Here is an 18,958-nt window from a genome sequence, read left to right as displayed (position 1 = left end):
TGAGATTTCTTAAATTACAGTTGCATATTTTTTGTAAAGCTTAATAATAAATCATTCTTTCTTTTACTATACATTTAAATGTATCATAGCCATTACATCGGAGCCCGACAAAATCTGACCTTGTTTAACAAAAACTTCTTTTACTTTTCCATTTTCAGCAGATTTAACCTCAAGCTGCATTTTCATTGATTCAACAATGAAAAGAACTTGTCCTGCAGAAATTTCTTGTCCCTCAGAAACAAGAACTTCAAATACTTTACCTGCCATAGGAGCGCGTATTTCGCCACTCCCAGAAGATGATTTATTGCTTCTGCTTTCATTGTAATAAGGGCACTCAAGTATTAAATACTCTCCAAATAAACAGACTTGTATTTCTTGGGGAGTTAATTTTAGTGCATAAAAAGGAATTTTAACTTCCTGATTATAAAATGAAAGATTAGATAAAGTATTATTCAGTTCAGAGTTTAAACTATTTTGCTCATCATTTTCTTGTAAAAATTTTATGATTGAATTTCCAGCAACATAAAATTTATTTTTTTCAGAAGACTTTGTGATGAAAAAATCGAAATTTAACTTACTTTCTAAATTTGTTGTTACATTAGTGAAATTTCTTCCTTGATTTAAAAAAGTATTATTAATTTGAGAGCTCTTTTCCACTCCTCGAATCAGAATTGAAAGTTGTTCCCTAAATTTTTTGCATTCAAAAAGGGCTTTTAAATTTTGAGAAATATTATAATTTATAAGGGATTTTATATTATCTGCTATCCAATGTGTCGATTCTTTTCCAATTAAAAAATCATTGTGCATTGCTATTGAATGAAGAAAAGATAAATTTGTTGTGAAACCAAAAATAGAAAAATTTTCTAATGCAATTCGTAATTTTTTTACTGCCAAAGCACGATTGGGTGCAGTAACAATTAATTTTGCAATGAGAGAGTCAAAGTTTGAGTTAATACGTGAGCCTTCAGTAACGCCTGTATCAATACGAATGCCTTCTCCCTTTGGTTCTTGATAAAAAGTAATTTTACCAGGAGTAGGTAAAAATTGATTGCGTGGATCTTCAGCAAGAATACGTGCTTCAAGCGAAACAGCTTGTGGCTTTAATAAGTGAAACTGTTTGGGGTCTGGAAATGAATCGGGCCATTTTCCTTCTGCTAGATCAATTTGAGCGTGAACTAGGTCAATATTATATACATTTTCTGTAACAGGATGTTCAACTTGTAAGCGCGTATTCATTTCTAAGAAATAAAACCGGCCCTCATCGTCAAGTAAATATTCTAAAGTACCAGCTCCTTTATATTGTGTTTCTTTAATTAAAGCCAAGGAAGCTTTACCCATTTTCTCTCTGAGCTCTTCATTTACTTGTGATGAGGGTGCTTCTTCCATTACTTTTTGATGTCTTCTTTGCAGAGAGCATTCCCTTTCTCCAAAAAAGACTCCTCCACCAAGACCATCTCCAAAAACTTGAATTTCAATATGTCTTGGATTTTTAAGATAACGTTCAACAAATACAGTGCTGTCATTAAATGAGGCTTTTGCTTCTTCAGAAGCTCTCTTAATTGCTTGAGGGAGCTCATGAACATCTTCTACTATTCTCATGCCTCGACCACCGCCTCCCCCACTTGCTTTAACAAGAAAGGGTGAGTAAATTTTTCTATTTTTTAATTCTTGTTCCCATTTATCTGCCGGAATTTTTTTTAAATCACTTGAAAAGAGGGCATCAAGAGTTGGGACTGAGCATTTCTGAGCAATTTTTTTTGCAGTTTCTTTACTGCCCATCATTTTAATATTTTGAGAGGTTGGACCAATAAAAGATATCTTAGACTTCTCAACTAACTCTGCAAATTCAAAGTTTTCCGATAAAAAGCCATATCCAGGGTGGATAAAATCAGCTCCCCATTTTTTAGCTTTTTCAACAATTTCTATGGCATTTAAGAAATTAGATACTTCGATAATATGATCAACTTCATGGCAAATTAAAGAGTCTGAGTCTTCTAAAGTTACAATCACTGCTACAATAAATCCTCTTTCCTTTGCTGCTTTAAATATTCTTCGCGAAATTTCGCCTCTATTTGCGATTAATAATTTTTTCATTTTTTTATTCCATGGCACCAAAATGGAGTGGTTTTTTCAAAGAAGGAATTCAACCCTGCTTTTCCTTCTTCACTGCTTCTTGCTTTTGCAATTTGTTGAACAGTAAAATCAAACTGTGCTTGACTTGGAAGTGGAGATGCATTTTTTATAAGATCTTTTGTTCTTCTTGCTGCGTTTGGAGCTGCCATAATAAATTCAAGTATAATTTTTTCTAAATCTTTTTGTAAATTGTGAGAATCTGTTACCTTATTAATAAGCCCCATTTTTTCACATTCTACTGCAGTCATTTTCTTGCCTCTTAATAAAAAAGAAGATGAATGTCCTACACCTATTTTTCTTATAATATACGGACTAATTACTGCAGGAACAATTCCTAATAAAACTTCGCTTGTGGCAAATATTGTATTTTCATCGCATATAACAAAATCAGAACATGCAATAATTCCTAAACCACCTCCGATGGCAGCTCCTTTTGCAACGCTTAAAACGGGACAGGGAAAATCTGCTAAACTATAAAACATTTTTCCAAGTGCTTTTGCATCGTTGATATTTTGTTCTTCAGAATTTTTTGCTTGCTCTTTCATATATGAAAGATCTGCTCCTGCACAAAATACTTTTCCTTCTCCTTCTAATATAAGAAGGCGCATTTCATTTTCATCTTTTATCGCTTTCATTTGTGATAAAATTGAATTTATTTCTTCGATCATTTCCGCATGAAATGCATTTCTTATGTCTGAGCGTGTAAAGATTAATTTTTTTACACCATACGGATATTTTTCAACACGAATATTTTTACCTGAATAATGAATTTTATTCATTATGCGTTTCTCCTCACAAGTTCACCAGCACATGCTTTAAATTCTGGTAAAATTGTTGTGAGAAGTTCTTCAGGTATGTCAACTTCACAACGCAAAAGGGCTTGGCTAAATGTTTTTCCTTGAGCATCAATTTGTAAACTCATTGTGCCCCCCCCACCAAGTGATTCTTCAAGAAGAAAATTAAGAGCCCATAAATTTGGCACTAAATACCTATGTACTTCTCCTTTACACAGGCTGTGAAACCAATCGTTTACTTTCTCTGCAGTGATATTTTCCCTTAACCAAACGTAACATTCAGGACTGCGGCCAATTAATCCAATATTTACTGTATCGCCTTTATCTCCGCTGCGCGCATGAGCAATTTCCATAAGACTGACTCTAATAGGTCGTGATGTTGACATCATACTTACTAAAGCAGGGCTAAATGGATCATAAATAGGAATTTCAATCGCGGAATTTCCACCTGTTAGAGGCCAATTTAGTTTTAATTTTTCAAAGCACATCTGGCTTTTGTCGTCGCCTTTTTTTTGTTCAAAAATCCGGATGTTTGGCAAAGCACATTCTTGTGGAATTAATGCGGGCCAATAACTTACCACTTCTGAAATAATGGGAGCGCCACCTGTAACAGCTACTCCAGAAGGTCCGCTTAAAATAAGACTTGGTAAAAGTTTTCTAAAAATATTTAATTTATCTTTGTCATGATCTCGTACAGTCAATTTTAATAGAATTTCAATTGCCTCATGTTTATGTAACATGCCTTTATGAGTGCTGTCATCACCAACATATTCTGTATTTTTAAATTTAACCGTCGATGGAAAACCCGCTTTTTTAAGTTCACTTTCAAGTCTTAGCCAAAATACTTTTGCAAACATTTCAGCTTTAGCTCGTACATCTGGACCAGATATAATCAAAGTACCAGAGCATTTATAGCCATCTTCATAAGCAATACTCACTTTTAAAAGATCTGTAGGTTTGCGACCTTTAATTCCTGTTACTTTAACGCGTTCAGGTTTTTCTGATGAAAGTTGAATGGTTGAGAAATCGGCAATAACATCAGGGGTAATATAACTTTGTGGAGTGCCCATCTCATATAAAAGTTGCTCACGAATAGTTTGGCAACTTATAATGCCTCCTGTGTTTGGGTGTTTTGTTACGTAAAATGACCCATCATTATAGCATTCAACAATTGGAAAGCCGATATCAATAAAGCTTGGAACTTTTTGCCAATCTGTGAAATTTCCACCCGATGCTTGTGCTCCACATTCAATGATATGGCCTGCAACAATTCCGTGTGCAAGTTTATCGTAATCATCTAATTTCCAATTAAATTCATGCATCATTGCCGCTAATGTAATGCCTGTGTCAGTCACACGCCCACAAAGAACGATATCAGGTTCATTTTTTAAAGCTTCAGCAACTGGTAATGCACCAAAATATGTGTTTGCACATAAAACTCTATCAGCGCAGTTAGAAAAATCTTCTTCTGTTTCCATATTTTTAAAATTAACGCCATTTGTTCTTAATGATGGGATAAAAGTAAAAATATCATCGCCATCAATAACAGCAACTTTCAAATTTAAATTCTTTTTACGTGCTAAATTAAAAAGAGCCTCGGCGCAGGATCTCGGATTTACTCCACCGGCATTTGTTATAATTTTAATTTTTCTTTTTAAACATTCTTCTAGTACAGGATCAAGAGCGTTGATAAAGTCTTTTGCATAACCCGAATTTGGATCTTTTGCTCTTTGTTTTTGTAAAATACTCATTGTTATTTCTGCAAGAAAATCAATGGATATATAATCTAATTTAAGTTCACCAAATACTTGTCTACGAAGAGCGTAAGGGTCATCACCCCAATAACCACCAGCATTTGCAATTCGAATGAATTCTTTTTTTGACATAAAAATATCTCCAAAAACTGAAATAAAATTTCTTACATTCTAAAAACGCCAGTTGTAGTCTCAGAAAGTGGTGTATTTAAAGTAACAGCTAAACTGGCGGCTAATATTGATCTTGTTTGAATCATATTAATAATTCCATCATCCCATAAACGAGCTGATGCATAGTATGGATGACCTTCTTTTTCATATTTTTTGCGAATAGGATTCGCAATTTCTTTTTCTTCTAAATCTGTTAATATCTTATTTTCTCTTGCGAGTTGATCTTTTTTTACTGTTACCATAACTTGAGCAGCTTGTTCACCACCCATAACAGAAATTCGGCTAGAGGGCCATGTCCAAAGAAAACGGGGTGAATAAGCCCTTCCGCACATTCCATAATTTCCTGCGCCGTAGGATCCCCCCATGAGCATTGTTATTTTTGGTACTTTAGCGGTTGCAACTGCATGCACCATTTTTGCGCCATCTTTAGCAATTCCTGCGCGTTCATATTGTGAGCCCACCATATATCCAGTAATATTCTGTAAGAAGATTAAAGGTATTTTTTCTTTTGTGCAAAGTTCAATAAAATGTGTTACCTTAAGAGCGCTTTCGCTAAAAAGGACCCCATTATTTGCAATAATTCCACATGGAATTCCTTCAATATGAGCAAAACCTGTGATTATTGTTGTTGCATAACGTTCTTTAAATTCAAAAAAACGACTGCCATCAACAATTCGTGCAATAACTTCACGAATATCTACTTGTCGTCTTAAATCACGAGGCCAAAGTCCTAATATTTCAGAAGGGTCATAGGCAGGACTTTCAGGTGTACGCATATTAAGTTGTGCTTGTTTTGTTTTACCAAGATTATCAACGATATTTCTGAGTATTTCAATAGCATGTTCATCATCATGTGCAAAATGATCTGCAACTCCACTGAGTTCTGTGTGAACTTGTGCTCCACCTAAATATTCCGCTGTAACATCTTCTCCTGTTGCAGCTTTGACCAAAGGAGGTCCACCCAAAAAAATTGTTCCCGTTTTATTTACAATAATTGTTTGATCACTCATAGCAGGTACATAAGCTCCACCTGCTGTACAGGAGCCCATAACCGATGCAATTTGAGATATTCCTTGTGCACTTAAATTAGCTTGATTATAAAATATACGACCGAAATGTTCTTTATCTGGGAAAACATCTGCTTGCATGGGAAGAAAAGCACCACCACTGTCCACTAAATAAATGCAAGGTAACTTATTTTCTAAAGCAATTTCTTGTGCACGTAAATGTTTTTTAACTGTCAACGGATAATATGTTCCACCTTTAACAGTTGCGTCATTACCAATAATCATACACATTTTACCAGATACTTGTCCTACACCTGCAACAACTCCTGCACAAGGTACAGAATCTTCATAAACTTCATTTGCTGCGAGTATTGATAATTCTAAAAAGGGAGAAGAAGCATCACATAAATTACGAATGCGATCGCGAACTAACATTTTACCTTGGGCTTGATGTCTTTCTCTTGCTTTTTCTCCTCCACCCATACGGATTTTTTCATGAAGAGATTCAAGATCTGAACATATTTCTTTATTATAATTATAATTTTGTTTAAAATTCTCAGACTGAACTGAAATTTGGCTTTTGATGAAAGTCATAGCATCCTCTCAATGAATTTTTCACCGAAATAATAATTTATGCTTAAAATCTTTTTAAGAAATTAATATTTTCATTTCTTTAACTGCTTTTTCAAGACCAACTAAAACTGCATATGAAATAATACTATGTCCAATATTTAAATCTCTCATACCAGGAATTTTTGCAATTCTTTGCGCATTCTTATAATTAAGTCCATGTCCAGAATGCACAATTAAACCTAGATTTTGTGCGTATAAAGTAGCTTGATAAATGCGTTCAAATTCTTTATCTGCTTCAACGCCACTCAGTTCAGAATATTTACCAGTATGAAGTTCAACCATTTTAGCATTTATTTTTTTAGTAAGAAGCATGTCACTATTTGAGGGTTCAACAAATAGACTCACTGGGATATTATTTGCTTGAAGTATATCAACTGATTTTTTCAAAAGTTCAAAAGTATTTTCAAGATTTAAACCACCTTCGGTCGTTCTTTCTTCACGCTTTTCAGGAACGAGAGTGACCATATCAGGTTTGATTGAAAGAGCTATTTCAATCATTTCAACTGTGTTTCCAATTTCAAGATTTAGAGGTATTTGAATAATTTTACGAAGTAGTTTTACATCTCTATCTTGAATATGTCTGCGATCTTCTCTAAGATGAACAGTAATTTGATCTGCGCCCGCCATTTGCACAAGAATCGCTGCATCAATAGGATCAGGATATTTTGTACCACGTTGCTGACGGAGAGTTGCAACATGGTCTATATTTACTCCAAGAGTAGCCATAAAGAGATTCCTTTCTTCTTCAAATAAAAACTATTTAAAGCAATGCAACTTTATTACATTTAAATCGGATATCTGCAAATGGGGATCTTATATTGCCATAGGCAAAGTTTCAAAGAGAAAGAAATTGAGTTAGGATCTTTTTGAAAGATTTTTCTTTCTTACTTTAATGTTTTTGCGTAAGGGCACCATGAAGCTTAAGTCTATTCATATTTCTGGGTTTAAAAGTTTTGCAGATCGTGTAAATATTCAATATCACGATGGAATAACTGGAGTCATTGGTCCAAATGGCTCAGGCAAATCAAATATTATCGATGCCGTTCGCTGGGTTATGGGCGAGCAAACAGCAAAAAGCTTAAGAGCCGATGATCCCACTGATATCATATTTTCAGGTTCCCAAAATAGAAAACCATTGAGTCTTGCTGAAGTAACTCTTGTTTTTTCAAATGATGGATTACATTGTCCAGCGGAATATATGCATCTCCCAGAAATTTCCATAGGCCGTCGAATAAATAAAGGTGCTGAGCGCGAATACTTTATGAATCGTGAGCCTTGTCGATTAAAAGATATTGTGGATTTTCTTTTATCAATAGGCTTAGGTTCAAAAAGCTATGCAATTATTCAACAAGATAAAAGAGATCGAATCATTCAAGCTTCTCCTGATGATCTTCGTGAAATCCTCGAAGAAACTGCGGGTATCACAGTTTTTAAGGTGCGTAGAAAAGAAGCAGAAAAAAGACTTAATTCAACTGCTGAAAGAATGAAAAATCTTGCTGAAATTGAACTTGAACTTGCACGGCAAAAAGAATCCCTTGAAGAGCAAGTTGAAAAAGCTTCGCAAAAATTAGCATTTTCACAAGAATTAAAAGAAAAAGAAATTTTATTAATAAAAAATCATGTTGGTTTTTATCGTTCTATAGCAAATAAAATTAAAAAAGAAATAAATCATCATTCAAGTCAAATTCAACAATCAAGCCTTGAAGCGGGTGAATGGGAGTCTGAAGCAAATGATTTTAAGTCAACCCATATTGAATTAACACAACAAATTAAATCAACCGAAAATCAATTAGACGATCAAAAAATTGCTTTAACAAAGTACCAAGAGCGAAGTGAAAATTATAAGAAAAGACATGAAGAAAGAATTATTCAAAGAGATCGTCTGACAAAAGAATTATCTGAAGAACGCATTAGTTTAAAACGAGAAGAAGAACGACAAAATAGTTTAATATTTGATGTTGAAAGTTCTGAAAAGGTCTTAAATAAAATAGATATAGAGCAAGAGTCTTTTCAAGAAAAACTTGAAGAGATCGGTGAATCCTTACAAGTGGAAAGAATGCGAGGAGATGAATTCCGCTCCGAGTTACGTGCAATTGACTCGGGAAGAAGTTCATTAAGAGCGCGCAATGAAGCACTGCTCGATACAATTTCACGTTATAATGTACAAATTCAAAAAGTAACAGAAAATTATATTTTGCATTTAGAAAACCGTAGCCAAATAGCAATAGATAGAAAAGAAATTGCAAATAGTTTAAGTAAGGTTTCTGCAGGACTTGATGAAGTTGTGAGTCATCGCAATATTATTGAATCTGACTTAGAAAAAATGAAACAGCAATTTACTGTGGCAGAACAAGAGCGAGACAATGCAAAGCAAAAACATCTAGAAATTGCAAGTTATGTTGTGAGTTTGCAAAAACTCATCGAATCAAATAGTGGCTTATCCGATGGAACTCTTTCCTTAAAAGAAAAATTTAGTCATAAAATTTCAGGTTTCTTGTTTGACATTGTTTCTTTACATAGGGAAGATGAATGTATCTTAGAATCGAGTATGCCACAACTTTTCCAATCGGCAATTCTTGAAAATGTCGATAACTTTATTGAAATAATTGATAAAATAGAAGAGATGTCTATTTCAAGGGTTTCTTTATTTATTAAAGAAATGATCTCTGACTTATCTCATTTAGAAGCAGAAATTAAAGCAAATGTTTTAAATTTAAATGGCATTCGTTGTGTGGGAGCTCGCTTAGAAAACTGTTCACAGCCAACAGTAAAATATATTTTTGATCGAATTTTTATTTGTAAAGACGAATGGGTTCTTTTAAAAGCAAAAAAATTATGCGGAGATATTCAAAATTTTATTTTTGTTACGGAAAGAGGCACTGTTTGTCAATCTACAAATGAAATGAATTTTGGGCAATTAACAGATGGTGTTTCACAAGGAATCTTACAAAGAAAACGCGAATATTCAGAGGCTCTTCTCAAAAAAGAAGAGATGCAAGATCAACTTGCAAACTGTGAAGGTAGTTTATATATTTTATCTGATAAAAAGAAAAAAACAGAAATAAAAGTAACGGAGTTGGCTTCAGCCCTTGAAAAAGAAAAAGTTGAGTCCGTTAAGCTTTCCAGTCAATTGGAAAATTTCGATTTACAGTTGCGTCATATGGATGAAAATCTTGCAAGACTTGATGAAGAAAAGAAAAGATTTTTGACGGAGATTTCTGATGCAAAAGAATCATTCGCAAAAAATCAAGCGCAAGTTGATAAACTTGAAAATGAATACAGTGCTATTAGTAAAAATCTTGAAGAATTTGAAGAAGATTTTAATACTAAAAAAGAACTCAGAGATGAAATTCTTTTGCAATTGCAAAGTAAAAAATCAGAACGTGCGGTTATTTTAGAGAGACAAACAAACAATCGTAAAAATTATGAAGAAATTACTTTTCAGTTAAGACGGATGCAACAAAAATTAGATTCCTCCATTGGTCAAATTGATGATCTAAAAACTCAAATCAACAATGCTGAAAGCGATTTTATTCATTTAAATAATGAAATTAATGGGTTGCAAAAACAAGTTCGAGTTTATGAGGATAAACTTGAGTATCTTGTACAAGAAGAAAGTGAAACTGAAGAAAAACTTAGAGTTGTTGAAAGCAAATTAAAATCTCAAAAAGACAGCGCAGCTTCAAAACAGAAGTTTATAAATGAAAAACAACTCGAACTTGCTCGCTATGACACAATTATCGAAACTGCTCTAAAAGATGCTTTTGATAAATTTCAATTATCTGCTGATCAATTGCCTGAAAATGCTGAAAACGATGGAGCGTATCGTCTAACATTGGAGCATCGTATTAAAGAGCTGCATCAAGCTATAATTGATTTAGGTGCAGTGAATGAAAGAGCATTAGAAGAATTTAAAGATGTTTCTGAACGTCTTAATTTTTTGATTACACAGAAGTCAGATATTGAACGTTCTATGCAGGAGCTTTATATTTCTATTCAAGAAATTGAGGAAAATACTAAAATTCGTTTTAAAGAAATATTTGATAAAGTAAATATTGAATTTCAAAAAATATTTCCTGTTCTTTTTCCTGGAGGACATGGAGAACTTTCAATGTTAAGTGAAGTAGATTTATTAAATACCGGGGTCGAAATTTTGGTTCGTTTACCTGGTAAAAAAATGCAAAATATGAGTTTATTCAGCGGTGGCGAAAAAGCTCTGACAGCTATTTCGCTTATTTTTAGTCTACTTAAAACGACACCCGCTCCATTTTGTTTTCTGGATGAAGTCGATGCACCTCTTGACGAAGCAAATGTGGGACGTTTTAACGACGTGCTCGAAGCTTTAAGCGAAGAGTTTCAGTTTGTCGTAATTACTCATAATCGTAGAACAATGGAAGTTCTTGATACCATATATGGAATCTCAATGAGTGAACCAGGAGTTTCAAAACTAGTCTCGGTCGATCTTACGGATGTTCCACCTCACCTTAGAAAAAAACAAAAAGCAGCTATCCGTTCTGGGGCTTCTGCAACTGTTTAGAAATTAAATTATGGACATGTTGATTTATTATCAATTCTAGATTGGTTAGGGACATCAATAATCAAATAATCATCCTGCTCTTCTCTAACATTAAAATCTTTTTCACATAAATTAATATATTTTTCTCTGATATTAGTAAACATATTTGGGGATGAATAGCCTTTATAACTTATTAATTTCTTTAACCCAAAATATGATGAATCACTGGGCATTTTTACTTTAGAGTAGGTTGGTTTGAGATCGTAATAATAAGGAGGCACTTTTTTTTCAAAAACTTCATTTATAAATGCAGTTAACGAATGATTTTGTAAAATATTAATTTGATTCGATTCGTAAAAATATATTCTATTTTCAACATGTCGGCCTGAAAATGCATTAACGGGATCGGAATATCTAACAAAGTTTATCACATTGTCAAATTGAAACTTTTTAAATATGTTAAAAAAATTAAATAATGATCCTGAATTAAAATGAGTAGCTGGTGATGAAAATACGCGCGCAGGTAAACCTTTGTTAGCTGCAACTATAGAGGCATAAAAACCACCTAGAGAATGTCCAGTTAAAACAAATTTATACTCTTTATAATTTGGAAAAATATTTTTTACGAGTTTAACTGTATCTTTATGAATTTGCAATGCCTCATCAATTGCTTGTTTAAATTTTTGAAATTTAAACAGGTTTGATCCCATAAGTAGAGTGTCTATTTCTCTATCAATTTGGTTACTTGTTCCTTTATATCCTAAAATTATTACTTTGTCAGTGTGGTTAATAAATGCAACTGAGTGGATATTTGCTTTTTTTGTTTTAAAAACAGAATATGGAATTATTTTGTAACCTGTTCTATTAAAAATAGAATCTAAATCATATGAGTTAGCTTCTTGTTGAGCTGACTCTGTGCGGTATGCAAAGCGTGAAATATATGCAAGTGCAAGTAAAAAACGATAATCTAAGACATCTTTATAGTTTAAACTACTCATTTTTGTTATGTCTGTAATAGAATTATCATCAGAATCAATTATGGTGTGTTGCCAAGAAAGATTTCTATTTTTAATAGATACATTTATTTGATTTGGGTTTGTGTTGCTAAATACTCTAGAACAATCTTTCTTTAAATTATTTATAGTTTCATCCGATTTAAATATATTTGGTTTTATCCAATATCCTGAAACAGTTTTATAATTACCATCTTTAAAACGTACCCAATTTGATGTTACATCTACTCCATCAATTTTAGTACAAAACAAATAATTTTCATTAGAAAATGATTGCTTACAATACGTCGAAAAAAATAAAATAAATATTGGATAAAATAATTTTTTCAATAACATTGGCATTTTGTATTCTCTATGTATATTTTATAAATATTTTAATTTAATTTAGCATAGATATCAATGTCATAATAATTGCATATGAAAAATTGCATTTGTCTTGTATTTAAGTATTTAAATTTACTAATAAAATAATTAAGTAATGTGAAATAAAGCATATTAAATGAATCTTGTCAGCCATGTCTCAAGTGTAAAGCACATCTTTTATATCTTGCATACCTTACTCTTGCTTAAATCATGTAAATTTGTTACTCCCACTGAGCTTGATTTAATTTAAGATATGGAGTCAATTGAATGCAAAATCCTATGTATAGTCAACTAAATGTTGGAGCAAACGAAGCAAATCGCCTTTTTTGGAATGAAAAATATTTTTCCCTAGAAGTCGTTCTCCTGTTTCCGACCCAAATGAATTCAGAGGAAGATGTTAAGACCTATCTTGAAAATGCAACTCTCGTATTAAAATTAACGCCTTTTAAAAACCAGTTCCGTGCAAAAATGCTTGCCAGTCTTCTAGAGAATGAAAATATTGAAGAGAGTGAAATTATTGGTTTAACGGCCACAATAAATATAAAAAGTAATAAACTCCTTGATATTCTTGATATTCGTCAAATAAATACGACTTTAGACGGCGAAGGTACAGGAAGTTTGAATGCAGCAGAAAGCAAACCCGTTGATGTGAGTGATGCTAAAAAAACTGAACTTATTCAAGCTCTTCAAAAATTAGCGGAAGGAAATTTAAAACCCCATTTACAACAGCCTTTTGTTAGTTTTTCTCCTGAGTTTTTGGATGATCAATGGACAGAGCGTCTGCCAAAGCAGAAAAATAAATCTGCATTATTGCCATTTCAAGCTATTTTTCCTTTTTCTGGTGGCATTGAACGTATTCATGAAAATCAGATGTATGCTCTTGATGATCTCTATTGTGTAAATCCATCTTGTAATTGCAATGAAGTAACTTGTATTGTGCTGACTTTCGATCCAAATTCAGGAAAAGAAATTACTCATGGTGGTTTTAAATATAATTTAGAAAAAAATACTTTTAAGTCTCTTCCTAATTTCCCTACTCAATTTAACTCCCAAGAATGGTTCAGACAATTTTCTAAAGACAGTTCAATATCTTTACAACTTGCTCTCAAATCACGCTATCAATTTTTAAGAAAACAAATTGCATTTCTCAATAAATAGATTTCAAAAAATTTTTCTCAATCAATTCATTTGTTTTCTTATTTAAAAAAAAGAAAAATTATTATTTTATAAATAACCAAGTATATTTGACTTTTTTCAAACTATATAAGATAATTCAAAACGTTGGTAAAAAAAGAATATCTTTATTCAATTCTACAATAAAATAAATAGAGGATTGTGATGAAAGCCTGTATCACTAAAAAAACTATTTCTGTTTTTTGTATTTTTATTATGCTCATACAAACGTATCAATCTACTTATGGAATCACATTAGCTTTTACTTCACCCACCCAATTGCAAGAATCCTTGAAAGGAAGATCAAAAAAATTAGATGTGGAGTTAAAAAAAGAGAGACTTGTGGCTCTAGAAAATAAGATAGAAAATGAAAATGAAAAAAATTCAAACAATGAGAATCAATCAAAAAAAAGAACAAAAAGAAGTTTATTTAACTCTGAATTAACTTCTTCAAGCGAAGAAAAACTCACAAGTGATGCATATAATTTTAAAGATCTCTCAAAACATGTTGATCCGCGCACAGGCGTATTTTCAATGTCATATAAAATTGTAGATGTTTCAGGAGCCGGTTTTGAAGATCCGGTTTTTCCTTTAAGCATAAATTATTCATCATTATCACAAAGTAATACCTTTGGAATAGGAAAAGGTTGGACTTGGAATTTAACTCGCTACGATGTGAGTTCAGAAACTTTATCTCTTTCTGGCGGAGGAAGTTATAAACTTCAATATGGTTCTCAAAATGTCCTTCGTTATTATAAGCTTAAAGACATTTCTGTTCGTAAAGATAATAATAAAATCATAATTAATTATAAAGATGGCCGCGAAGAAATTGTGGAAACTATTTACGGAAATTTAGTAAAAATGACAAATTCTGAAGGGTTTTCAGTTGAGTTTATCTATGAAGATAATATTAAGCTAAAATCAATTCAATATTCTAGTTCATATAATAAAAATAAACCTATAAAAGTAGAGATTTTTTATTTAGCTCATTCTGTTGCTATAAAGCATTTTGATGGAACAGGAAATGAATCCTACACGCGTTTCCGTTATCAGGGGCTTCCAAATACGCTTACGCATGTTGAAAATCCATCGAGTCAAGAAATTATTTTTAATTATAAAAAGAATACACTGCAAAATATTGAGCATATATTGCTTGAAAAAATCACCTATCCGACTCACTATGAGTTTTTAATTGAATATCTTGAAGGTGGATTAAAATCATTAAGACCAGGTTATTCTGTTCCAGCAGTCAGTAAGATTTCGACAATCAATTTTCCAGGTTTAAAGGAAGACAATACAAACTATACAAATTATTATTTTGCAAATGACAATAATTATCTCGGTTTTGGAGTGGCAAAATTTATTGACAATGAAGATTCTCTCTTTTCTATTTCAAATACTTATGAATATACTTCTATTGAAACAAAAAAACATCCTCAAGGTCATTTAAAAATAAAAAGAACTTATAATCATTTTCATTTGTTAATGCATGAAACAATTTTATTAAATGAAAAAATTAAGCAGAAAAAAGAATATAAATATTTACCTTGGCAAGATCGCAGTTTTGAAAACCTTGAATATGCATATAATTTACCAATAGAAATCATTGTAACCCACTTTGGTGAAGATAATAATATTCGCAAAGAGATAACTAAAAATCAGTATGATAATTATGGTAATTTACTTTTAAGTAAAAGCTCATCAGGAATCATTAAAAAATATAAATATCTCAATGAATCAGAAACTTATAATCGTATACCACATCTTTTAAAGAGAGTCGTTACCAGTTCGCAGTATGAGAGTTCAAGCACAGTGATTGAATACGATTATGATTCTATAGAACTTGCAAATGGAAAAACTTTTCAAAGAGTTATAAATGTTACACATAAATTCAGTTCAACTGTTTGTGGTATTAGCATCGATAATTGTGGGACAGTTTATAAAACTCAAATTAATAGTTATGCTGATAATACAGTTATTGAAGGGGAGAGAATTAAACCAATATCTCTTCCTGTTTTTTCACAAATTACAGCAAAATTATCTGGAAAAATAAAAACATCAAATACAATATTTGAATACAAAAAAAACAGAATAAACAATTCTATTTATAAGAAGCATTTGATCAGTGACGATGTAAATGAATCTTATTTTATATCAGAATATACTATTTATAATACTAATTCAAAAAAAATAATAAAGAAAAAAGAGTTAAAAGATCTTTTTGAAATGTCTTATAAATATGATAGTAATGGCCGTATTATAAAAGAAACTATTGGAGAAAATACCTCAATTTCACGTTCAAAAAATTATCAATATTTACTAAATGAACCTTTAAAAGGGCAAAATACGATGCTTGTTATCGAAGCAAATGGTTATAAGCATAAAATTATTTATGATTCTATGGGAAGAGAAATTGAGAAATGGAAACAAGACCGCGAAGATGAAAATAAATTTAATAAACTTGCTTCTTATAGTTATGATATTGTCTCACAAAAGAGTGAAGAAATACTATCTAATAAAAATGCGAATGGCACATTTTATAATCTACAAATTGCTTATAAATATGATATATATGGAAGAAATACTAAAATTATTTTACCCGATGGCAGTGTAAAAAATATCTTTTATGATGATTCAAGAAATGCTCAGTATCGATTTACAAGTTCTACTTCTAATGTAAAATCACCAATGAATATAACATTTTTTAATGATTATAATCAGCCAATTTCAAGTATAACTTATTTAAAAAATAATGAAATATACAGTAGAAGTTTTAATAAATTTGATGGATTTGGTAATTTAATAGAAGCAGTCGATGTCAATGGAAATTCAATTAAATATACCTACAATGAAATTGGTAATAAAGTTTCAGAAATCTATGCTGATAATAGAAAAGTAAATTATATTTATGATCCTATTTTTAATGATAAAATTATTGACAAATCAGTAACAACTAAAAATAATTTAAAAATAAATTTAGGTTCACGTGTTTATAATTCAATTGGACAACTTGTTATCGATCGGGATTCCGAGGGTAATTCTATTACTTATAAGTACAATTTATCTGGGAATATTTCTCAACAAATTAATCGAGACGGGAAAAAAATAAATTATACATATGATGAGTTAAATAGATTAATTGAAAAATCTGTTGAAGAAAAACCTTATTTAAAAACCAGTTATACTTATAATAATGAAACTTCATTGGTCACTCGTATGCACGATGAAACGGGTATAACTCTTTATCATTATTACCCGGATGGTAAAGAAAAAAGCACTGTCTATCCAACCAATAAAGAAATTTCATATAAATATGATCTGCAAGGAAACCTTATTTATGTTAGAGATATTTTAAATAATATAATGTATACAAACTATAACAAAATTACAGGAAAAAAAGAAAGTATTGTTTATCAACGAAATGAAAATAACTCTATTTTAACCGAAAGATATCATTATGATGATTTTGGTAGAATTGTAACAAAAATATTACCAAATAAAACCACTGTGCAATATGTATATAATAAAATAGGAAGTTTAAAAAATTTAACTTATTATAATTTAAATAACGAAAATATACTTTCTTATAACTATGAATACTACAAAGATTTGAATTTAAAATCAAAGCAAAGGCAAGATGCAAATAATTTAAATTCATTAGAAGAGTATACTTATGATAGTTTGAATAATTTAAAAAAATATGTATGTTCAGGAGCTTTATGCCCTAATGACCAGACGGGAAATAAAATTACTTTAGAAGAATATACATTTGATGATCTTAATAATATTAAATCTGTTAAAAGAAATTTTCAAAGTGGCTTAGAGAATTTAACCACCTATTATTATTCAAATATTAATCCAAATAAACTTGAAAAATATACAAATTCAAATATATTTTTTGGTCTAGCACAAAGTGGAGAAATTATATATGATCTTAATGGAAATATCATTTTTGATGATGAAGGTAATAAATTAGAATACAATATCTTTAATAGATTAATATCATTTACTAAAAACCAAGATAAGACAGAGTATAAATATAATGGAGAAGGAGTGCTTGTTTCTCAAAAAATAAATGATTCGCAAGAAATTAAATTTTATTATCAAGGAAACAAGCTTATTAATGAAATCTCTGTGAATGATCATACAAGTTACTTTGTTGATGGAAATAATTTTATTGCAAAATTAAATAGCAATGAGCTAGAGCTTGTATTTATTACTGATCATGCAAAAAGTATTATTAGAATCCAGAAAGGAGATACACTTTTAGATGATTCATTTGTTTATACTCCTTATGGTTATCGATCAAACTTATCTGAAAATCAACAACATCAAAGTCATCATACTCTAAAAAATAGTATTGGTTTTAATGGAGAAAGAACAGATCCTAGCACAGGTTTTCAATTTTTAGGCAAAGGCTATAGGGCTTATAATCCAGTCCTAGGCCGCTTTATGCAGTATGATAGCTCTCAATCACCATATAATAGGGGCGGAATTAACGGATATATTTTTGCAGCGAATAATCCAATTATGAAATTCGATCCAACAGGCGAAAATCCAGAGGTTTATTTTGGAATTGGTCTTGCCATTTCATGTATTAGTATTTTTCTTTCACTATTTTCATTTGGAACAACACTTGCCGCTATTCCTCCACTCATGACCGCAACGGTGGCATTCGATCTTGCAATTAAAAGCACGGCATTCGTAATTAGTTTAGCTTCCACAGCAACAGGAGTTGCAGGATCGATTTATAATAAATTTGCTCGTGATGCCGCTGCCGAAGGTAAACAAGATGTTCAAGAGGAATATTTAAGGGTTTCATCGCAATTAACTTGGGCTTCCATTGGCTTAGGGCTTGGTGGCACCCTTATTGAGGTGCCAAAAACTGCCATGTCTGCAAAAGAATTATTTCAAAAAGGAACTCAATTTGAGAAAGCTAAGTTTATTACACAAAATGTATTAGAATATACTTCCACGAGCACAGGAATTACGAGTCTTGCATATAAAAATGCGGCATTTAGAGAAAGATCAAATGGAAATATGGAAGGCTATGAATACAATATTCATAAAGCAATAAATTTTGGTCTCACTTCATTAGGAACAGGTGTTCTTTCATTTGGTTTTGATTTATCATCCTTTGCAAAAAAACAATATAAAGATTTTGTAAATCCAAAAAAACAACAAGAAGAAAAACTATCTCTTATAAAACATGATAGCTTAGATTATAATTATGCTGGAATATAGTTTATGTTTTGGCTCCAGTTTCAGTTGATAAATAATTAAATACAGTTCATACCAAATCTTTTCTTCTTGAAAAAGCATAAAAATAATTATATAAAATTTTGTTGAATAATTATTAATAAGGATTCTTGTAATCTTTTGAAATTAATCATCTCAAATA

The 18,958-nt window shown here is 31.3% G+C and carries 9 protein-coding genes; 3 read left to right on the top strand and 6 right to left on the bottom strand.

Annotation, left to right across the window (positions count from 1 at the left end):
- Positions 1-66 precede the first annotated feature (66 nt).
- Genes GCL57_RS02950 through GCL57_RS02930 form a run of 5 tightly spaced genes read right to left on the bottom strand, consistent with a single transcriptional unit; the run spans position 67 to position 7,218 of the window.
- Positions 67-2,094 (bottom strand): acetyl/propionyl/methylcrotonyl-CoA carboxylase subunit alpha, encoded by a 2,028-nt coding sequence (locus GCL57_RS02950; protein WP_152211767.1) that lies wholly within the window; start codon positions 2,092-2,094, stop codon positions 67-69.
- Entirely contained in the window at positions 2,091-2,912 is an 822-nt protein-coding gene (locus GCL57_RS02945) for an enoyl-CoA hydratase-related protein (RefSeq protein ID WP_152211766.1), read from the bottom strand. Before GCL57_RS02945 ends, GCL57_RS02950 begins: the two co-directional genes overlap by 4 nt.
- Entirely contained in the window at positions 2,912-4,813 is a 1,902-nt protein-coding gene (locus GCL57_RS02940; RefSeq protein ID WP_152211765.1) for an acyclic terpene utilization AtuA family protein, read from the bottom strand. Before GCL57_RS02940 ends, GCL57_RS02945 begins: the two co-directional genes overlap by 1 nt.
- A gap of 32 nt (positions 4,814-4,845) precedes the next feature.
- Positions 4,846-6,453, bottom strand: a complete 1,608-nt coding sequence (locus GCL57_RS02935; protein WP_152211764.1) for a carboxyl transferase domain-containing protein — start codon at positions 6,451-6,453, stop codon at positions 4,846-4,848.
- Positions 6,454-6,507: 54 nt separating this feature from the next.
- Positions 6,508-7,218, bottom strand: a complete 711-nt coding sequence (locus GCL57_RS02930; RefSeq protein ID WP_152211763.1) for a pyridoxine 5'-phosphate synthase — start codon at positions 7,216-7,218, stop codon at positions 6,508-6,510.
- A gap of 187 nt (positions 7,219-7,405) precedes the next feature.
- Between GCL57_RS02930 and smc the strand changes: the two genes are divergently transcribed.
- Entirely contained in the window at positions 7,406-11,029 is a 3,624-nt protein-coding gene (smc, locus tag GCL57_RS02925; protein WP_161597568.1) for a chromosome segregation protein SMC, read from the top strand.
- Between the two features lie 8 nt (positions 11,030-11,037).
- Here smc and GCL57_RS02920 read toward each other — a convergent pair whose 3' ends face one another.
- Positions 11,038-12,363: a lipase family protein gene (locus tag GCL57_RS02920; RefSeq protein ID WP_152211761.1), complete on the bottom strand. Its 1,326-nt coding sequence runs from the start codon at positions 12,361-12,363 to the stop codon at positions 11,038-11,040.
- Between the two features lie 288 nt (positions 12,364-12,651).
- Between GCL57_RS02920 and GCL57_RS02915 the strand changes: the two genes are divergently transcribed.
- Together GCL57_RS02915 and GCL57_RS02910 are read left to right on the top strand one after the other, a co-directional pair.
- Complete coding sequence (locus tag GCL57_RS02915; protein WP_152211760.1) at positions 12,652-13,542, top strand: hypothetical protein; 891 nt, start codon at positions 12,652-12,654, stop codon at positions 13,540-13,542.
- A 180-nt stretch (positions 13,543-13,722) separates the two neighbouring features.
- Positions 13,723-18,801, top strand: a complete 5,079-nt coding sequence (locus tag GCL57_RS02910) for an RHS repeat domain-containing protein (RefSeq protein ID WP_152211759.1) — start codon at positions 13,723-13,725, stop codon at positions 18,799-18,801.
- The last annotated feature ends 157 nt before the right edge of the window (positions 18,802-18,958 follow it).

Source organism: Fluviispira multicolorata, assembly GCF_009208585.1.
GTDB lineage: Bacteria > Bdellovibrionota_B > Oligoflexia > Silvanigrellales > Silvanigrellaceae > Silvanigrella > Silvanigrella multicolorata.
This window is presented reverse-complemented; position numbering and strand designations above follow the sequence as displayed.

What these genes read in the sequence shown, in the direction of transcription:
- GCL57_RS02920 (WP_152211761.1), bottom strand. Translation starts at nt 12,363, where the DNA reads ATGCCAATGTTATTGAAAAAATTATTTTATCCAATATTTATTTTATTT.
- GCL57_RS02930 (WP_152211763.1), bottom strand. Translation starts at nt 7,218, where the DNA reads ATGGCTACTCTTGGAGTAAATATAGACCATGTTGCAACTCTCCGTCAG.
- GCL57_RS02915 (WP_152211760.1), top strand. Translation starts at nt 12,652, where the DNA reads ATGCAAAATCCTATGTATAGTCAACTAAATGTTGGAGCAAACGAAGCA.
- smc (WP_161597568.1), top strand. Translation starts at nt 7,406, where the DNA reads ATGAAGCTTAAGTCTATTCATATTTCTGGGTTTAAAAGTTTTGCAGAT.
- GCL57_RS02910 (WP_152211759.1), top strand. Translation starts at nt 13,723, where the DNA reads ATGAAAGCCTGTATCACTAAAAAAACTATTTCTGTTTTTTGTATTTTT.
- GCL57_RS02935 (WP_152211764.1), bottom strand. Translation starts at nt 6,453, where the DNA reads ATGACTTTCATCAAAAGCCAAATTTCAGTTCAGTCTGAGAATTTTAAA.
- GCL57_RS02950 (WP_152211767.1), bottom strand. Translation starts at nt 2,094, where the DNA reads ATGAAAAAATTATTAATCGCAAATAGAGGCGAAATTTCGCGAAGAATA.
- GCL57_RS02945 (WP_152211766.1), bottom strand. Translation starts at nt 2,912, where the DNA reads ATGAATAAAATTCATTATTCAGGTAAAAATATTCGTGTTGAAAAATAT.
- GCL57_RS02940 (WP_152211765.1), bottom strand. Translation starts at nt 4,813, where the DNA reads ATGTCAAAAAAAGAATTCATTCGAATTGCAAATGCTGGTGGTTATTGG.